The sequence below is a fragment of the Protofrankia sp. Cj3 genome (assembly GCF_917627355.1).
Lineage (GTDB): Bacteria > Actinomycetota > Actinomycetes > Frankiales > Frankiaceae > Protofrankia.
Genome location: NZ_CAKJTR010000083.1, coordinates 5176 through 21031, shown reverse-complemented (window position 1 = coordinate 21031; position 15856 = coordinate 5176). Strand labels below are relative to the sequence as shown.

At 70.7% G+C, this 15856-nt stretch carries 6 protein-coding genes; all 6 read left to right on the top strand.

The annotated features are described in order from the left end of the window. Window positions 1-917 precede the first annotated feature (917 nt). Complete coding sequence (locus MJ783_RS13120; RefSeq protein WP_305039493.1) at window positions 918-7541, top strand: type I polyketide synthase; 6624 nt, start codon at window positions 918-920, stop codon at window positions 7539-7541. Next, window positions 7538-12235, top strand: a complete 4698-nt coding sequence (locus MJ783_RS13115) for a type I polyketide synthase (protein ID WP_239310708.1) — start codon at window positions 7538-7540, stop codon at window positions 12233-12235. The genes MJ783_RS13120 and MJ783_RS13115 overlap by 4 nt, the downstream gene beginning before the upstream one ends. Then, a complete protein-coding gene (locus tag MJ783_RS13110; RefSeq protein WP_239310707.1) occupies window positions 12222-12932 on the top strand; it encodes a hypothetical protein in 711 nt (236 codons plus the stop codon). The genes MJ783_RS13115 and MJ783_RS13110 overlap by 14 nt, the downstream gene beginning before the upstream one ends. Before the next feature lie 72 nt (window positions 12933-13004). Further along, window positions 13005-14021, top strand: a complete 1017-nt coding sequence (locus MJ783_RS13105) for an acetylserotonin O-methyltransferase (RefSeq protein WP_255724409.1) — start codon at window positions 13005-13007, stop codon at window positions 14019-14021. Beyond that, window positions 14018-15001, top strand: a complete 984-nt coding sequence (locus MJ783_RS13100) for an amidohydrolase family protein (protein ID WP_239310706.1) — start codon at window positions 14018-14020, stop codon at window positions 14999-15001. The genes MJ783_RS13105 and MJ783_RS13100 overlap by 4 nt, the downstream gene beginning before the upstream one ends. 19 nt (window positions 15002-15020) lie before the next feature. Beyond that, window positions 15021-15856 (top strand): FAD-dependent monooxygenase (locus MJ783_RS13095; RefSeq protein WP_239310705.1); only part of this gene is annotated, 836 nt, incomplete at its 3' end.

Sequence of the window (15856 nt, the reverse complement as noted above, 5' to 3'; positions counted from 1 at the left end):
CCAGGACTCCCGCTCATGGTCATGAAGGCCACCGGCGGCTGTTGAAAGCCGAGTTTCCACGTACTGAAAACGCGCTGGCCACGTTGTCGGCCGCTGACCCCATGGGCCTGCTGTAATCACTCCACAATTTCGATCTCCATTGACCTGATCGACTCCGCACCGACACGCCTGTGACCTGGGTCAATATGGTGTCAACCGGCTCGGTGGACCCAATCGATTCGTGCAACATCATCTGCTCCGGCAGTATTTCCCGAAGGGCGCCGACTTATCCTTGCATTCGCAGGCAGATCTTGATAGCCTGACTTCCCAGTTGAATGAGAAGCCACGGGAGACGTTGAACGTACGTATTCGGAAGTCCCGTGGGTCGTCGGGCGGGAGTGCCTGTGCTGCAGCAGGTTGACTCCAAGATCCCACAGGACTTCCGAATACGTACCGTTGAACGTTGAACGTTGAACTGGCAGACGCCGCTTGAAGTATTCGGCGATCTACTGGCAGCGGACATGTCGCCTTGACCGCTTGATTCCGCTGACGTGGACGAGGTGGATGGTGGGCAGGGTGGGATTATTAGCTGCGGGCCACCAGGCGGGTGTGGTGAATTGGGGGCCGATGATGACGATGTTGATGCCGAGGAGTCGGGTGGCTGCCCCTCTGGCCAGAAACCAGCTTTTCTGGCTACCCTCGGCGAGTGCTCTGAAGGCCGATTCCGATTTTCAGAACACCGAATCCAGGAGGCTTATTCAAAACCCCCAGTGCAGATGGTTCAGATCATTCATCGTCGCAGGTCAGGACTCTGCTAAAAATCTTGATCGGGGAGTTCTGAATAAGACTCCAGCTTTCCGCCATAGAAGTTACGATCTGTCGACAATCGGGCACGCGCCTCATGTGGCCGAGCACGACGGGCCAAACCAGGGGGCGTAGTGGCGGTCACGGGAAACGATTTCCACATTACTCCTGCCTCCGCCACGGGACTCGTCGGCCACACACTGCCCGCACTGGTCGAACGGACGGTGCTCCAGGACCCGGCTGCCATCGCGGTTCACGACCGGTCCGGTCACGCGGCCGGCTCGGGTGAACGGACCTGGTCGGATCTGTGGGATGAGGGCAACTCAGTGGCCAGGGGGCTGCGTGGGCTCGGTGTCACGTCGGGCGATGTGGTTGCCGTCCAGCTGCCGAACTCCTGGGACTTCCTCGTTGTACACCTTGCGGTGGCGATCGCCGGTGCGGTCTTCCTGCCTTTGCACAGCAGCAACGGTGTTCGTGAGCTCGAAGGGCTCGTGCGTGCCGCCGGGCCGGTCGTTGCCGTGCTGTCGCCGGACGGTGGCAGGCGCCACGGTGTGGACATCGACGGCCTGACACGTAAGCTGCGGGCCGCGTGCCCCTCATTACGCCACGTCCTTCTCGCACCCGGTTCGCTGATGGACCTCAAGCACGAGTGGGCGGGTGCGCCGCCGGTACGCCTCGATCTGCAACCGCATTCACCGCTGCTACTGGCGCCGACCTCCGGTACGACGTCGCTGCGCCCGAAGATCTGTGTGCACACCCACGACGGGGTGCTGTCCAACGCCCTGGCGATCGTGGGCCGGGGCGGCGTGCTTCCAACGGACCGCATCCTCAGCACCAGCCCGTTCAGCCACATGTTCGGGCTCCTCGCACTGCACCTGGGCCTGGCCGTTGGTGCCCGGCAGGTCATGTTCGGCGGTGGCTGGGACGTGGACCGCTTCCTGCGCCTGACCGACGAGACCGCGCCGACCGTGCTGTTCGCGGTACCGGCACAACTGCGGGACATCCTCGGGCACGTCCCCGACGGGCGGTTGCGGCTGCGCCAGGTGCGTGCGTCGGGGGCCCCCGTACCGGAGCGGCTGGCGCGTGCGGTGTCGAGCCGGACCGGCGCGGCGGTGGCCGTGCAGTGGGGAATGTCCGAGCTCGGTGCGGGCGCGACCACGCTGCCAGGGGAGAGCGCGGGCACGTCGGGGTATGGGATCGGGCTGCCGGTCGAGCACAGCGAGGCCCGTGTGGTCGGACCCGACGAACGCGACTGCGAGCCCGGCCAGGTCGGGGAGCTGCGTTTCCGGAGCCCCTTCCAGTTCCGCGGCTACCTCGGTGAACCCGAGCTGACCCAGGCCGCGTTCGCCGGTGATGGGTGGCTGCGCACCGGCGACCTCGCCGCCATCGACGGCGAGGGCCGGCTGACCTTCCACGGGCGGGCCGTGGAACGGATCAATGTCGGCGGGGAGAAGTTCAACGCGCTGGAGATAGAGCACCTGCTCGCCGAGCTGCCGGGGGTGTCGGACCTGGCGGTCATCGGCCTGCCGGATGACCGCCTCGGCGAGTACCCCTGCGTGGTGGTCGCGGTTCACCCCGGAGAGCAGGTGACGCTGGCCGAGGTGACCGAGCTGTTGACCGCCAGTGGCGTGGCCTCCTACAAGATCCCGCTCGGGCTGGTCGTGGTCGAGCGGATGCCGCACACCCCCACCGGCAAGCTCGCGCGAAGGCGGTTGGTCGAGCAGGTTCTCGGCCGCCGACCTCAGGCGAGCGGCGCCGCACTGGCACCACCGGAGCTGTTGTCCCTCGTTCGTGAGCACGCGAGTGCCGTGGCGGACTGCGAGAAGCCCATCTTGCCCGAGCAGAGCTTCCGCGACTACGGGATCAGTTCCGCCGGTGCCGTCCTGCTGAGCAGACGGCTGGCGGAGGCGACCGGCAGGGCACTGGACACCACGTTGGTCTTCGACTGCCCCACCCCGCTGGCCGTCGTATCCCACCTGCTGAGTGCGCGGCACGACCACCGTGAGACCGGGCGGGCACAACCCGCGGACCGGGAGGACCCCGTGGTGATCGTGGGGATGGCGTGCAGGTTCCCCGGCGATGTCCGTTCACCGGAGCAGCTGTGGCAGCTGCTGTTGGACGGCGGGGAGGTCGCCACGGAGTTCCCCCACGACCGCGGCTGGGACCTGACCGCGCTCTGCCACCCCGAACCCGGCCACGCCGGGACCTCGCTCACCCGGCTGGGCGGGTTTCTGCACGACGCGGGCGAGTTCGACCCGGCCTTCTTCGGGATGTCACCGCGGGAGGCACTGGCGACCGACACACAGCAGCGGCTCCTGCTGGAGACGTCGTGGAAGGCCCTGGAGGGCGCGGGGATCGACCCGAAGTCGTTACGGGGCAGCCAGACCGGTGTCTTCTCCGGGGTGATGTTCAACGACTACGCGCGGTTGCTCGGCAGCGAGTTCGAGGGTTCCCAGACCACGGGGACCGCGCCGAGCGTGGCCTCCGGGCGGGTGGCTTACACGTTCGGGTTCGAGGGGCCCACGCTCACGGTGGACACGGCCTGTTCGTCCTCGCTCGTGGCGATGCACCTGGCCGTGCAATCCCTGCGTCAGGGCGAGTGCGACCTCGCACTGGCCGGTGGGGCGAGCGTGATGTCCACACCGAGCAGCTTCGTGGAGTTCTCCCGGCAGCGCGGCCTGGCCGCGGACGGCCGGTGCAAGGCCTTCGCCGACTCCGCTGACGGTACCGGGTTCGCCGAGGGCGTCGGAGTGCTCGTGCTGGAACGGTTGTCCGACGCGCGGCGCCGTGACCACCAGGTGCTCGCCGTGGTGCGGGGTTCGGCGATCAACTCCGACGGCGCGTCGAACGGCCTGACCGCGCCGAACGGACCGGCGCAGCAACGGGTGATCCGCCAGGCGCTCGCGAACGCCGGTCTGTCCACAGCGGAGGTCGACGCCGTGGAGGCGCATGGCACGGGGACCACGCTGGGCGACCCGATCGAGGCGCAGGCTTTGCTGGCGACGTATGGGCAGGACCGGGACACTCCGTTGCTGCTGGGCTCGGTCAAGTCGAACCTGGGGCACACGCAGGCAGCGGCGGGCGTCGCCGGCGTCATCAAGATGGTGATGGCCCTGCGAAACGGATTGCTGCCCAGGACCCTGCACGTGACCGAACCGTCGTCCCATGTGGATTGGTCGGCCGGCTCAGTCGAGCTGCTGACCTCAGCGCTCGAGTGGCCGATGGTCGATCGGCCGCGCCGGGCCGGGGTGTCCTCGTTCGGGCTGAGCGGCACTAACGTGCACGTGATCCTGGAGCAGGCCCCTCCGGTGCGGGCACCGGGAAAGCGGCGGTCGAGGCTGCCCGTCGTGCCATGGGTGGTGTCGGCGAGGTCATCGGCCTCGCTGGCGGCGCAGCTGGCGCGAATCCGGTCCCTCGACGGCCCGCCGGTCGACATCGGCTGGTCACTCGCGACCACGCGGTCGGACTTCGAGCACCGAGCGGTGCTGCTGGTCGCCGACGGTGCGGTCACCGAGGTGGCCCGTGGTGTCGCCGAAACAGTGACCGAGGCGGTGTTCGTATTCCCCTGCGAGGACTCGCGGTGGGCAGGCCAGGGCGGGGAACTGCTCACGTCATCGGCGGTGTTCACCGCGCGCATGAGCGAGTGCGCGCAGGCGCTGGCACCCTTCACCGACTTCTCACCCCTGGATGTGCTTCGCGGACACGAAGCGGTGTCGCCGGAGCGTGAGCACATCGTCTCGTGGGCGGCGATGGTGGCATTGGCCGAGCTGTGGCGTTCGCTAGGGGTTGAGCCCGCCGCGGTGGTGGGGCACGGGCAGGGCAGGATCGCGGCGGCCACCGTCGCGGGCGCGCTCAGCCTGGCGGACGCCGCCAGGGCGGTGACCTCGGCGGAAGATCATGCCCCGGTCACCCCGGACGCCTGTCGGGTGCCGTACCACCCCGTGGCCGATGCCGAGGAGTACGAGCGCACCCGCCGAGCCCTGGCCGGTGACGGGTACGTCGTCGTCGAGCTGGGCGCGCACGACCGGACACGACTGTTGACCGCACTCGCCCAGGCGCACGTGGCGGGCGTGGCGGTGAACTGGCCCGCCGTCTTCGCCGGCTCGGGCGCGCGGCGAGTGGACCTGCCGACCTATGCCTTCCAGCGCAAGCGGTTCTGGCCGGAACCAGTACCGGCCCCGGTCGGCCCCGATCCGGCGGCCGAGGCCTTCTGGCGCTTGGTCGAGGCCGGTGAGCTCGGGCAGGCGCTGGACCTGGACGCGGCCACGGCAGCACGGGTGGGACGAGCGTTGTCCTCGTGGCGCGATCGGCAGGGGGAACCGAGGCCACCGCGCGACCCGGCCCAGCCCCTTCCCGAACGCCCGTCGGCCGACCTGGCGGCCGTGCTGGACCTCGTGTGCGCCGAGGCGGCGGTGGTGCTGGGGCATGACGGGGGCGCCGTCGTGCCCGCCGGCCGTGCCTTCCGCGACCTCGGGCTCGAGTCGATGACCGCGGTGGAGCTGTGCGAGCGCCTCGCGTCGGTCACCGGCCTGCCGGTGCCCGCCACCCTGCTGTTCGACCACCCGACACCGCGGGCGCTGGCGGAGTACCTGGTGGGTGAACTACGTGGTAGCTACCGTGAGATCGCCACCTCCGCACCCGCTGGCCACACCGACGAGCCGGTCGCGATCCTCGGCATGGCCTGCCGGTTCCCCGGTGACGCCGGAACCCCGGAACAGCTGTGGCAGCTGGTGCTGGACGGCCGGGACGCCATCTCGGAGTTCCCCGCCGACCGGGGCTGGGACCTCAGCCCGGCCACCGGGCTCAAGGAAGGCGGGTTCCTCAGCGACTGCGCCGGGTTCGACCCGCTGTTCTTCGGCATCTCACCCCGCGAGGCGCTGGCCATGGACCCCCAGCAACGCCTGCTGCTGGAGACCGCGTGGGAGGCACTCGAACGGGCGGGCATCGTGCCGGAGTCGTTGCGCGGCAGCCAGACTGGGGTGTTCATCGGCACCTCCGCCCAGGACTACGGTTCGCTGCTGGGCGAGGATATGGCCGGGCACCGGATAACCGGCTCGGCCACCAGCATCGCCTCCGGCCGGATCGCCTACGCGCTGGGGCTGGAAGGCCCCACGCTGACCGTGGACACCGCGTGCTCGTCCTCGCTGGTCGCGCTCCACTTGGCGGTCCGGTCGCTGCGTGCCGGTGAGTGCTCACTGGCCCTGGCCGGCGGCGCGACGGTCCTGGCCACCCCGGAATCGTTCACCGAGTTCGGCCTGCAACCGGGGATGCTGGCGCCGGACGGCCGGTGCAAATCGTTCGCCGCCAGTGCCGACGGCACCGCGTGGAGTGAGGGCGTGGGTACCCTGCTGCTCGCCCGGCTGTCCGACGCGCAGGTGCTGGGGTACCCGGTGCTCGCCGTCGTGCGGGGCTCGGCGATCAACTCCGACGGTGCCAGCAACGGGCTGACCGCGCCGAACGGGCTCGCCCAGCAGCGGGTCATCCGCCAGGCACTCGACGATGCCGGGCTGCGGCCGCAGGAGGTGGACCTGGTCGAGGCACACGGGACCGGCACCCCGCTGGGTGATCCGGTCGAGGCACAGGCGTTGCTGCGGACCTACGGGCAGGACCGGGCACAGCCGCTATGGCTGGGCTCGCTCAAGTCGAACATCGGCCACGCGGTCGCCGCGGCGGGTGTCGCGGGCGTCATCAAGGCCGTCCTGGCGATGCGCAACCGCGTGCTGCCCAAGACCTTGCACGTGCGGGCGGCGAGCCCCCACGTGGCGTGGGAGTCCGGGGCGATCGAGCTGTTGACTGAGCACCGCCCGTGGCCGTCGGCCGGCCGGCCGCGCCGGGCGGCGGTGTCCGCCTTCGGCATGAGCGGGACCAACGCGCACGTGGTGCTCGAAGAGGCGCCGGGGCAACCGGCGGACGGTGCCCCGGCCGGTCCCGCCGCCCCGCCCGTGCCGGTTGTGCTGTCGGCGACCAACGACCAGGCGTTGCGCGCCCAGGCGGGCCTGTTGCGTGCACACTTGGTGGCCCACCCGGAGCTCCGCGTCGCCGACGTCGCGTACTCACTGGCCACCACCCGGACCCGCTTCGCGCACACCGCCGCGGTACTGGCGGCGGACCGGGCCGGCCTGCTCGCCGGGCTGGACTCGCTCCATACCGGCGGCACCCCGGCCACCGTGGCCGAGCCCGACTGGCGGGCGCTCGCCGCCGAGCACCACCTGCGGCGGGTCGAGCTGCCCACCTACGCCTTCCAGCGCCGGCGGTACTGGCCGAAGACCCGCACCGCCGGGCCCGCCGCCGCGCCGGCCGTCCAACCCGCTGCCGCGCCGGCCGTCCAACCCGCTGCCGCGCCGGCCAGCCACCTCGGCGACCCACCGGGTCTGCGGGGCGAGCACGCCGAGACCATGCTCGACCTCGTCACCGAGCACACCGCGCGCACCCTCGCCCTCGACCCGGCCATGATCGAACCCGGCGCGGGTTTCTTCCAGCTGGGAATGGACTCCCTGCTCGCGCTGCGGCTGCAACGGGATCTGTCCTCGGCACTGGGCTGGGAGCTGCCCGCGACGGCCCTGTTCGACTTCCCGACCGTGGCCGCGCTGGCCGCGCACCTGGCCGAGCGCACGAGGGCGGTCGCCGAGGTGCCGAGCCCGCCCGCCGAGCCGAGCCCGCCCGCCACGCCGCATGCAGACGTGGACACCGAGGAGGACGTGTTGCGCCAGCTGCTCGTGGAGATCGAAGCCGCCCGTGCCCTGCGAGGCCGCCGATGAGCGCGGCGGACAACAAGGCGGTCCTCGGCGCCGCGCTGACCGAGATCCGGGAACTGCGCACTGCGCTGGAGCGGTCGGCCCACCGCGCTGACGAGCCGGTCGCGATCGTGGGCATGGCGTGCCGGCTACCGGACGCGGACAGTCCTGCGGCGTTCTGGGACCTGCTGCGCACCGGCCGGGACGCGACAAGGGACATCCCCGCAGACCGCTGGGACCCGGCCGGCTTCCCGCCGGTCCGACGGGCCGGGCTGCTCGACGAGATCGACACCTTCGACGCCGGGTTCTTCGGCGTGAGCGCACGCGAGGCCACGCGGATGGACCCGCAGCAACGGCTGTTCCTGGAGGTCGCCTGGGAGGCACTGGAGAACGCGGGCCAGGCACCGGACGGGCTCGCGGAGAGCCGCACCGGCGTGTTCCTCGGCGTGACCGGGTCGGAGTACATCCAGGCGATGCTGAAGGAATGCCCCCCCACCGACATCGACGCCTACTGGCTGACCGGGGGGATGACCTCGCCGTTCGCGGCGGGCCGGTTGTCCTACTGGCTGGGCCTGCGCGGCCCCAGCCTGACACTGGACACCGCGTGCTCGGCCTCGCTGGTGGCCGTGCACCTGGCCTGCCAGAGCCTGCGCACCGGCGAGTGCTCGACCGCGTTGGCCGGGGGAGTCAACGTCATGGTCACCTCGGACTGGTTCGTCGCGATGTCGAAGGCGAACATGCTGGCGCCCGACGGCCAGTGCAAGACCTTCAGCGACACCGCGGACGGGTACGCCCGCGGTGAGGGCTGCGGGGTCGTCGTGCTGAAGCTGCTGTCCGAGGCGACCGCGAACGGGGACCGCGTGCTGGCGGTGATCCGGGGCAGCGCGGTCAACCAGGACGGCCGCAGCGGCGGCATCACCGTCCCCAACGGGCAGGCGCAGCAGGCGGTCATCCGGGACGCGCTGCGCGCCGCCGGGGTGCGCGGGGCACAGGTCGGTTACGTCGAGGCGCACGGGACCGGGACGCCACTGGGCGACCCGATCGAGGTCCACGCGCTGAGCTCGGTCCTGTGCGCCGATCGCGACCCGGACCGCCCGCTGCCGATCGGCACCGTGAAGACCAATATGGGCCACCTGGAGTCCGCGGCCGGGATCGCCGGGCTCATCAAGACCGTGCTCTCGCTGCGGCACCGGCAGCTGCCGCCGCTGCTGCATCTCTCGACGGTCAACCCGAGGATCCCTCTTGGGGAGCTCGGCGTGACGATCCCGACCGAGCTGACCGACTGGGCTCGGCTGGAGGGCACCAGGATCGCCGGGGTCAGCTCCTTCGGGGCCAGTGGCACCAACGCGCACCTGATTCTGGAGGAGAGCTCGGACCCCCCCGCTGCGGGGTCCGCTGCGGGGGGCACACACCTCGTGTCGCTGTCCGCGCGCAGCGACGAGGCCCTGCGGGCACTCATCGCGCGCTACCGTGATCACCTCGACGCCACCGACTCACTCGCCGACGTCGCGCACACCGCCAACAACGGGCGAGCGCGGTTCGGCCACCGTGCGGTCGTGCTCGCCGACAGCACGGAAGCAGCACGGGCCGCACTGGCCGCACACGCCGAGGGCACCCCGCACCAGGACGTGCGCACCGGCGTCGTACCACCCGGCGCGCGGCCGAAGGTGGCGTTCCTGTTCAGCGGCCAAGGTTCGCAGTACCCGGGGATGGGACGCGCGCTGTACCGGTCCCAGCCCTCGTTCCAGGCCGACCTCGACCGCTGTGACGCCATCCTCGGCGGCGAGCTACTGCCGGTGCTGTTCGACGAGCACACCCCGCTGGACCAGACCCGCCACGCCCAGCCCGCCTTGTTCAGCCTGCAGTACGCGCTCGCCAGGCTGTGGCGGCGGTGGGGCGTGGCGCCCGCGGCGCTGCTGGGGCACAGCGTCGGTGAGTACGCCGCCGCGTGTGTGGCAGGGGTGTTCGACCTGGCCGACGGGCTGGCCCTCATCGCCGAGCGGGGCAGGCTCATGCAGGAGCTACCCGAGGGCGGCGGCATGGTCGCGGTGCTCGCCGGCCCCGGGCACGTCGAGCGCGCGCTGGCCCCGTACGAGGGCAGACTGTGCGTCGCGGCGGTCAACGGACCGGACAACGTGGTGGTGTCCGGTCCGAACGCGGTGCTGGACGAGCTGATCAAGGCGCTCAAGGCCGAGGGCGTCCGGAGTGCGCGCCTGCGGGTCTCGCATGCCTTCCACTCGTCCCTGGTGGAGCCGGCGCTTGAGAGGTTCGAGCAGCGTGCCGCGCAGGTGTCCTTCGCTGATCCCCGGATCCCGCTGGTGTCCAACCTGACCGGCCAGGTGGCCGAGGCCGGCACCTTCTCCGCCGGCTACCTCCGCGACCACGCGCGCCAGCCGGTGCGGTTCGCGGCGGGTGTCGAACAGCTGGTGTCCCGAGGGTGCACCGTGTTCCTGGAGATCGGTCCCGCCGCCACGCTGTGCACGCTGGCCGGCAAGATCGTCGAGCCCGGCCGGGTCACCCTGCTGTCGTCACTGAACAGGGACGGCGAGGACGAGCGGACGATGCTCGCGAGCCTGGGCGAGCTGTTCGTGCGCGGCGTCAAGGTCGACTGGCGTGGGGTCGACGAGCATCGGCCGCGCCGCGTCGTCGACCTGCCGACCTACGCCTTCGAACGGCACCGGCACTGGTTCGAGCCCACCACTCGGCCCGTGCTGGCGCCGGTCGTGGCCGGACCGGGCGCACCGGCGAGCGCGACCCTGCTGGGGGAGCGCGTCCCGTCACCGGTTGACGCCGTGCAGTTCTGCTCGCTGCTCTCCGTCGACCGGCACCCCTGCCTCGGCGACTGCGTGTGCGCCGGGGCCGCCGTGGTCAACGCCGGCTGTTACGTCGAGGCGGTGCTGGCGGCGGTCGCCCAGCTGCGCGGGTTCGAGCGCACCCGGATCGAGGATCTGTCGCTGCCCCAGGCGTTCCTGATGCCCGAGGAGGGCGTCCGGACGGCGATGCTGGTCGTCGACCCGGCGGTGGGCGGGCGCACACCGTTCCGCTACTACAGCCAGCCGGAGCCCGACGGGGTGTGGGCACTGCACGCCCAGGGCGCCTTCGCCGCGGAGCCGGGGCAGGCGCCCGCCATCGGCACCGACGGTGTCGAGGACATCAGCCGCCGGTGCACCACAACCCTCTCGGGGGCGGAGTTCTACCGGGCACTGTGGAAACGCAAGATATACCTCGGGTCCTCCGCGCGGTGGATCACCCACCTGCGCTGCGGCAAGGGTGAGGTATTGGCCCGGCTGCGCGCGCCCGAGCCCGGGGAGGCCGACGACTACCTGCTGCACCCCGGCTTCACCGACTCCGTCCTGCAGCTCGTCTTCGCGTGCGTGTACGACACCCTCCCGCTCGCCACGATGCTGATCCTGACCGGGCTGGAGCGGTTCTCCCGCCACGGGCACTGCGACGAACCCCTGCTGTGCCACGCGTTGGTCCGCGCGGAGTCCGGGTCGGCCGTCACCGGCGACCTCCGGGTCCTGACCGAGGACGGGACCTGCCTGCTGGAGCTGACCGGCGTCTCGATGCGCAAGACCAGCCAGGACGCGATCCTGGCGGCCGGCCGGGCACAGCCCGCGCCCACCGCGATCACTGCCGAGGGCTCGGCCCTGCGCGCCGCTTTCCAGACAGGGCAGGACGACGAGGCCGGACGCCGGCTGCACGAACTGCTCCTCGAGCAGGTCGCGGCGGTGCTCGGTGGTACCGGGTCGCGGCCGGCCCCCACCGAACCCTTGCAGAACCTTGGCCTGGACTCGTTGCTCGCGGTGGAGCTGCGGGACGCCGTCGCCGGTGCGCTCGGGATCTCCTTGCCGTTGGCGATGTTCCTGGACAACCCGACCGTGGCCTCGCTGGTGGCCACGGTGCGGCCCCTGTTGCACCCCGGTACGGCCACACCTGTCGAGCGGACCGAGGTGACCGGGCCCGGTGGAATGCATGTGGTCGAGCTGGGCCGCGGCACGCCGATCCTGTTCGTGCACGGCGGTGCGGTCTGCGGCGAACAGGCGTGGTTGACCCAGGCCTCGCTCGCCGACCGGTGGCGGCTGGTCATGCCGAGCAGGCTGAACTACGGGCGCAGTGCCACCAGCGAGCGCGAGGACTTCGAGGTGGACGCCAAGCTGATCGCCGAGCTGCTCGGCGACGGCGCCCACCTGGTGGCCCAGTCCTACGGCACGGTGGGAGCGCTGCTGGCCGCCGCCCAGCGCCCGGACGCGGTCCTCTCGCTCACCCTGATCGAGAGCGCGGCCAGCGGTGTGGCCAGGGGGACACCGGTGGTCGACGAGTTCGAGCAGGCCATGCGCGCCCTGCTGGCACGGCCGCCCGCCGCCGACGACGCACTGTTCCGGGCGATATTCGCCCTCATCGATCCCGGTACGCCTTACCCGGACGTGTTGTCCGGGGGACAACGCACCACCGCCAGCCTCGCCCGGGACCGGGTGCGGTGGCCGTGGGAGGCCGAGCTGCCACTGGACCGGCTGCGCGCGGCAGCCATCCCCACCCTCGTCGTCAGTGGTGGCCAGCGCCCGGTGTTCGAGGCGATCAGCGATGCCCTGGCGGCTCGGCTCGACGGGCGGCGGCTGGTCATCCCCGGCGGCCACGCGACGCAGAACGTCGGCTCGGCGTTCAATGCGGCGCTGGAGGAGTTCCTGACACGAGGAGCGGGAAATGGACCAGCGTGATGTCGACAGCGTCGTCCGGATCAGGTCCATCCTCAACCAGTTCTCCGTCGGGCAGGTGCTCGACGCGGTCTCGGCACACACTCACGGCCCGCTGCTGGGGCGTGTCGACCTCCAGCACTGCACCTTCGACCACTATGGCTTCCTGGTGTTCCCCGAGACGATCTCGGAGGTGGTCTCGGCATTGCGGTGCAATGGTTTCGAGGTGACCCGGCCTGTCCCCAGCGTTGTGGTCAAGTCCCGGTTGTGCCGACGGTACCGGATACCTCCGGAGGACCTCGACGTGCGTATCGTGCGTGGCGCTGTCGACACGGATCTGTTCGGCTGCAGGGAGATCGAGGTCTTCGCCGCGACGGCGGCGCATGGGTGCGCCTTGCCCGAGGGCATGGCCGACCGCGAGCGCCAGTCCATGAACGAGTCACATGTCGCCATCATGGTCGACCGACTTGAGCGCGTGCTGGCGGAACTGCGTCGCCAGCTGCTCGGCTCGGGAGCGCTGGTCGCTGATGGCGCGGGCTACAACCCGCTGGAGAAGGAACAGGAAGGGGGCCGCTCCGTCCTGTACTTCCGGGCTACCGAGCCTCCCCTCGTGCGTTCGTTCCCGCATCGGCTGGAACTGACCTGCGCGGGCGAACACGCGGATGTGATTGCCGAGCACATACACGAGAGCGACCGCGTGTTGGCGACCGATATCCCATGATGAAAAGGTGATCATGAATATCAACGACAAGGGCCAGCCGTTGAGCCAGGTACCACTGCTCGAACTCGCCAACTGCTCGAACTCGCCAACGGGTTCATCAGCTTCAAGACCTTTTCCGCCGCGCTTGAACTGGAGCTGTTCACCAAGCTCGCCGGTGGCACGTCGATGACGGTCAAGGAGTTCGCCGAGGCGGCGGACCTGCAGGGCCGCCCGGCCCGGCTGCTGCTGGCCGCGTGCGCGTCGCTCGGCCTGCTGGAGAAATCCGGTGATGGGTACCGGAACTCCGCGCTCGCCGAGGAGTACCTGGTCATCGGGCGGCCGCACTACTTCGGCGGGTTCGTGCGGTTCTGCGACCGCAAGCTCTACGAGAACTGGCACCGGGTCCTGGACGCGTTGCAAACGAACCGTCCGGTGACCTGGGACCCGGAACAGCAGGAGGGTGCCTTCAGCACCGATGACGCGGTCCTCATGGAAACGTTCTGGGACGCGATGCACTCCCTGGCCGGTGCCACCGCGGGCGCGCTGGACGAGGTGTACGACTTCGGGCCGCACCAACGGGTGCTGGACGTGGGTGGTGGCTCCGGCGGGTTCGTGATCCAGCTGTGCCAGCGCAATCCCGGCCTGACGGCCACCGTGTTCGATCTGCCGCACGTGCGGCAGATCGCCGAGGCGAAGGTCGCCGAAGCCGGGCTGGGCGACCGGATCGACGTCGTCGCGGGAGATTTCCAGGCTGACCCCGCGCTGCCTGCTGACTTTGACGTCGCCCTGCTCACCTCGGTCCTGCACGACCACGACGAGGCGGCCAACCGGCGGCTGCTGGACAAGGCGTTCACCGCGGCGGCACCCGGTGGCGTGGTGCTGGTGTGTGAACTGCTGCTCAACGACGAACGCACCGGACCGCCCGCCGCGGCGCTGATGGGGATGAACATGCTTGTCGGGCTGCCCGGCGGTGAGAACTACGCGGAGTCGGAGTACCGGGGCTGGCTCGAAGACGCCGGCTTCACCGACGTGCCTGTCCTGCGATTCGACGCGGCCGGGGCGAACGGTGCGGTGGTGGGCCGAAAGCCGCTCGCTGGCGAACTCTCATGACACTGGGGTCCGCCCACGAACTCGTCGACGTGCACGCGCACTTCGTGACGGAGTCCTACGTCGCCACCGCACGAGCCGCGGGCCACGAACACCCCAACGGCATGCCCGGCTGGCCCAGGTGGAGCGAGGAGGAACACCTGGGCCTGATGGACCGGGGTGGGATCAGCAAGACCATGCTGTCACTTGTCACGCCCGGCACGCACTTCGGCGACGATCTCGCGGCGCGGCGGCTCACGCGCGAGGTCAACGAGTTCGGCGCTGAGCTGAGCCGTCGGCGACCAGCCCGGTTCGGGCACTTCGCCTCGCTGACCCTGCCCGATGTCGAGGGTGCGCTCGCCGAGGCGGCGTACGCACTCGACGAATTGGGCGCCGACGGGCTCACTGTGTCGACCAACAGCCATGGCCGCTACCTCGGTGACCCGTTGTTCGAGTCTCTGTGGGCCGAACTCGACCGACGGCGGGCGATCGTGTTCGTCCACCCGACCTCGCCGCCCCGGCACGAGGCCATCACGGTCGGCCTGCCACGGCCGGTACTCGAGTTCATCTTCGACTCCGCGCGGGCCGCGGTGAACCTGGTGTTCAACGGTGTCGCGTCCCGCTACCCGGGCATCTCGTGGATCTTCCCCCACGGCGGTGGCGCACTCCCGTTGCTGGCCGCTCGGCTGGACCAGTCGTGTGGGTTCATCGAGGGCCTGGGCGGGCCGCCCGACATCTCGGTTCGCGAGCAGCTCGGCCGGTTCTGGTACGACATCGCCGGTACCCCGTTCCCCGACCAGGTGCCCGCCCTCGCGGGTGCCTTCGGCACGGAGCGGATGCTTTACGGCAGCGACTACTGCTGGTTCCCGGTCCAGGGCGTGCTGACCCAGATCGAGTCCATCGATGCCGCCGCGCCGCCGGACGACCGCGAGACCTGGCGCGAGCTGACCACCCGCAACGCCCGCCGGCTGCTGCCCCGGGCCACCGGCGACCAGCTGTCCTGAGAGGCGGAGGAACCCAGTGGTGACACTGCCCACGACCACATCGGTCCTGATCGTCGGCGGCGGCCCGGTCGGCTTGGCGGCCGCCGCCGAACTGGGCACTCGGGGGATCGACTGCGTGGTGCTCGAACCGCGCCAGGAGGTCTCGTTCCTGCGGCCGAGGGCGAAGACCACCAGCGCCCGCACCATGGAGCACTTCCGCCGGTGGGGGATCGCCGACCGCATCCGGGCCGCGGCGGCACTGCCGGTCGCCTGGTCCCAGCAGGTCGTGGTCGCCACCAGCCTGCTGGGACCCGAGTTCACCCGCTTCGACGACTGCCTCGGCCTCTCGGCGGCGCGCACGGACGTGGTCGCCGAACCCGGCCAGATAGTCCCGCAGCCCGCCGTCGAACGCGTGCTGCGGGAGGTCGTCGCCGAGCTGCCCGACATCACGTTCGCGCTGGGCTGGGCGCTGCGCGGGCTCACCGAGTCCGCCGAGGAGGTCGTGGCGGAGGTGGAGGCCCCGGACGGCACGGTCCACCGGATCACCGCCCGCTACGTGCTCGGGTGCGACGGCGGCAACAGCACAACCCGGCAGTGCCTCGGCATCCCCATGCAGGGTCCGACCGACGCGCGGCGCACCACGTCGATCGTCTTCCGCGCGCCGGGGCTGGCCCAGCTCGTCCCGCACGGCCCTGCGGTGCAGTACTGGATCTACAACGCCAGGATCAGCGGGGGCATCGGCCGGTTCGACCTGGAGGACACCTGGTGGGCGGGCACGGCGTTGCCGTCACCGGACGCCGATCCCGCCGTGGCGTTGCGGGCACTGCTCGGCCCCGCCACCCCGGCGGACCTCCGCTTGGAGATCCTGTGCACGGA

Excerpts from the sequence above, each read along its gene's own strand:
- MJ783_RS13115 (WP_239310708.1), top strand. The coding sequence starts at position 7,538 with ATGAGCGCGGCGGACAACAAGGCGGTCCTCGGCGCCGCGCTGACCGAG.
- MJ783_RS13100 (WP_239310706.1), top strand. The coding sequence starts at position 14,018 with ATGACACTGGGGTCCGCCCACGAACTCGTCGACGTGCACGCGCACTTC.
- MJ783_RS13110 (WP_239310707.1), top strand. The coding sequence starts at position 12,222 with ATGGACCAGCGTGATGTCGACAGCGTCGTCCGGATCAGGTCCATCCTC.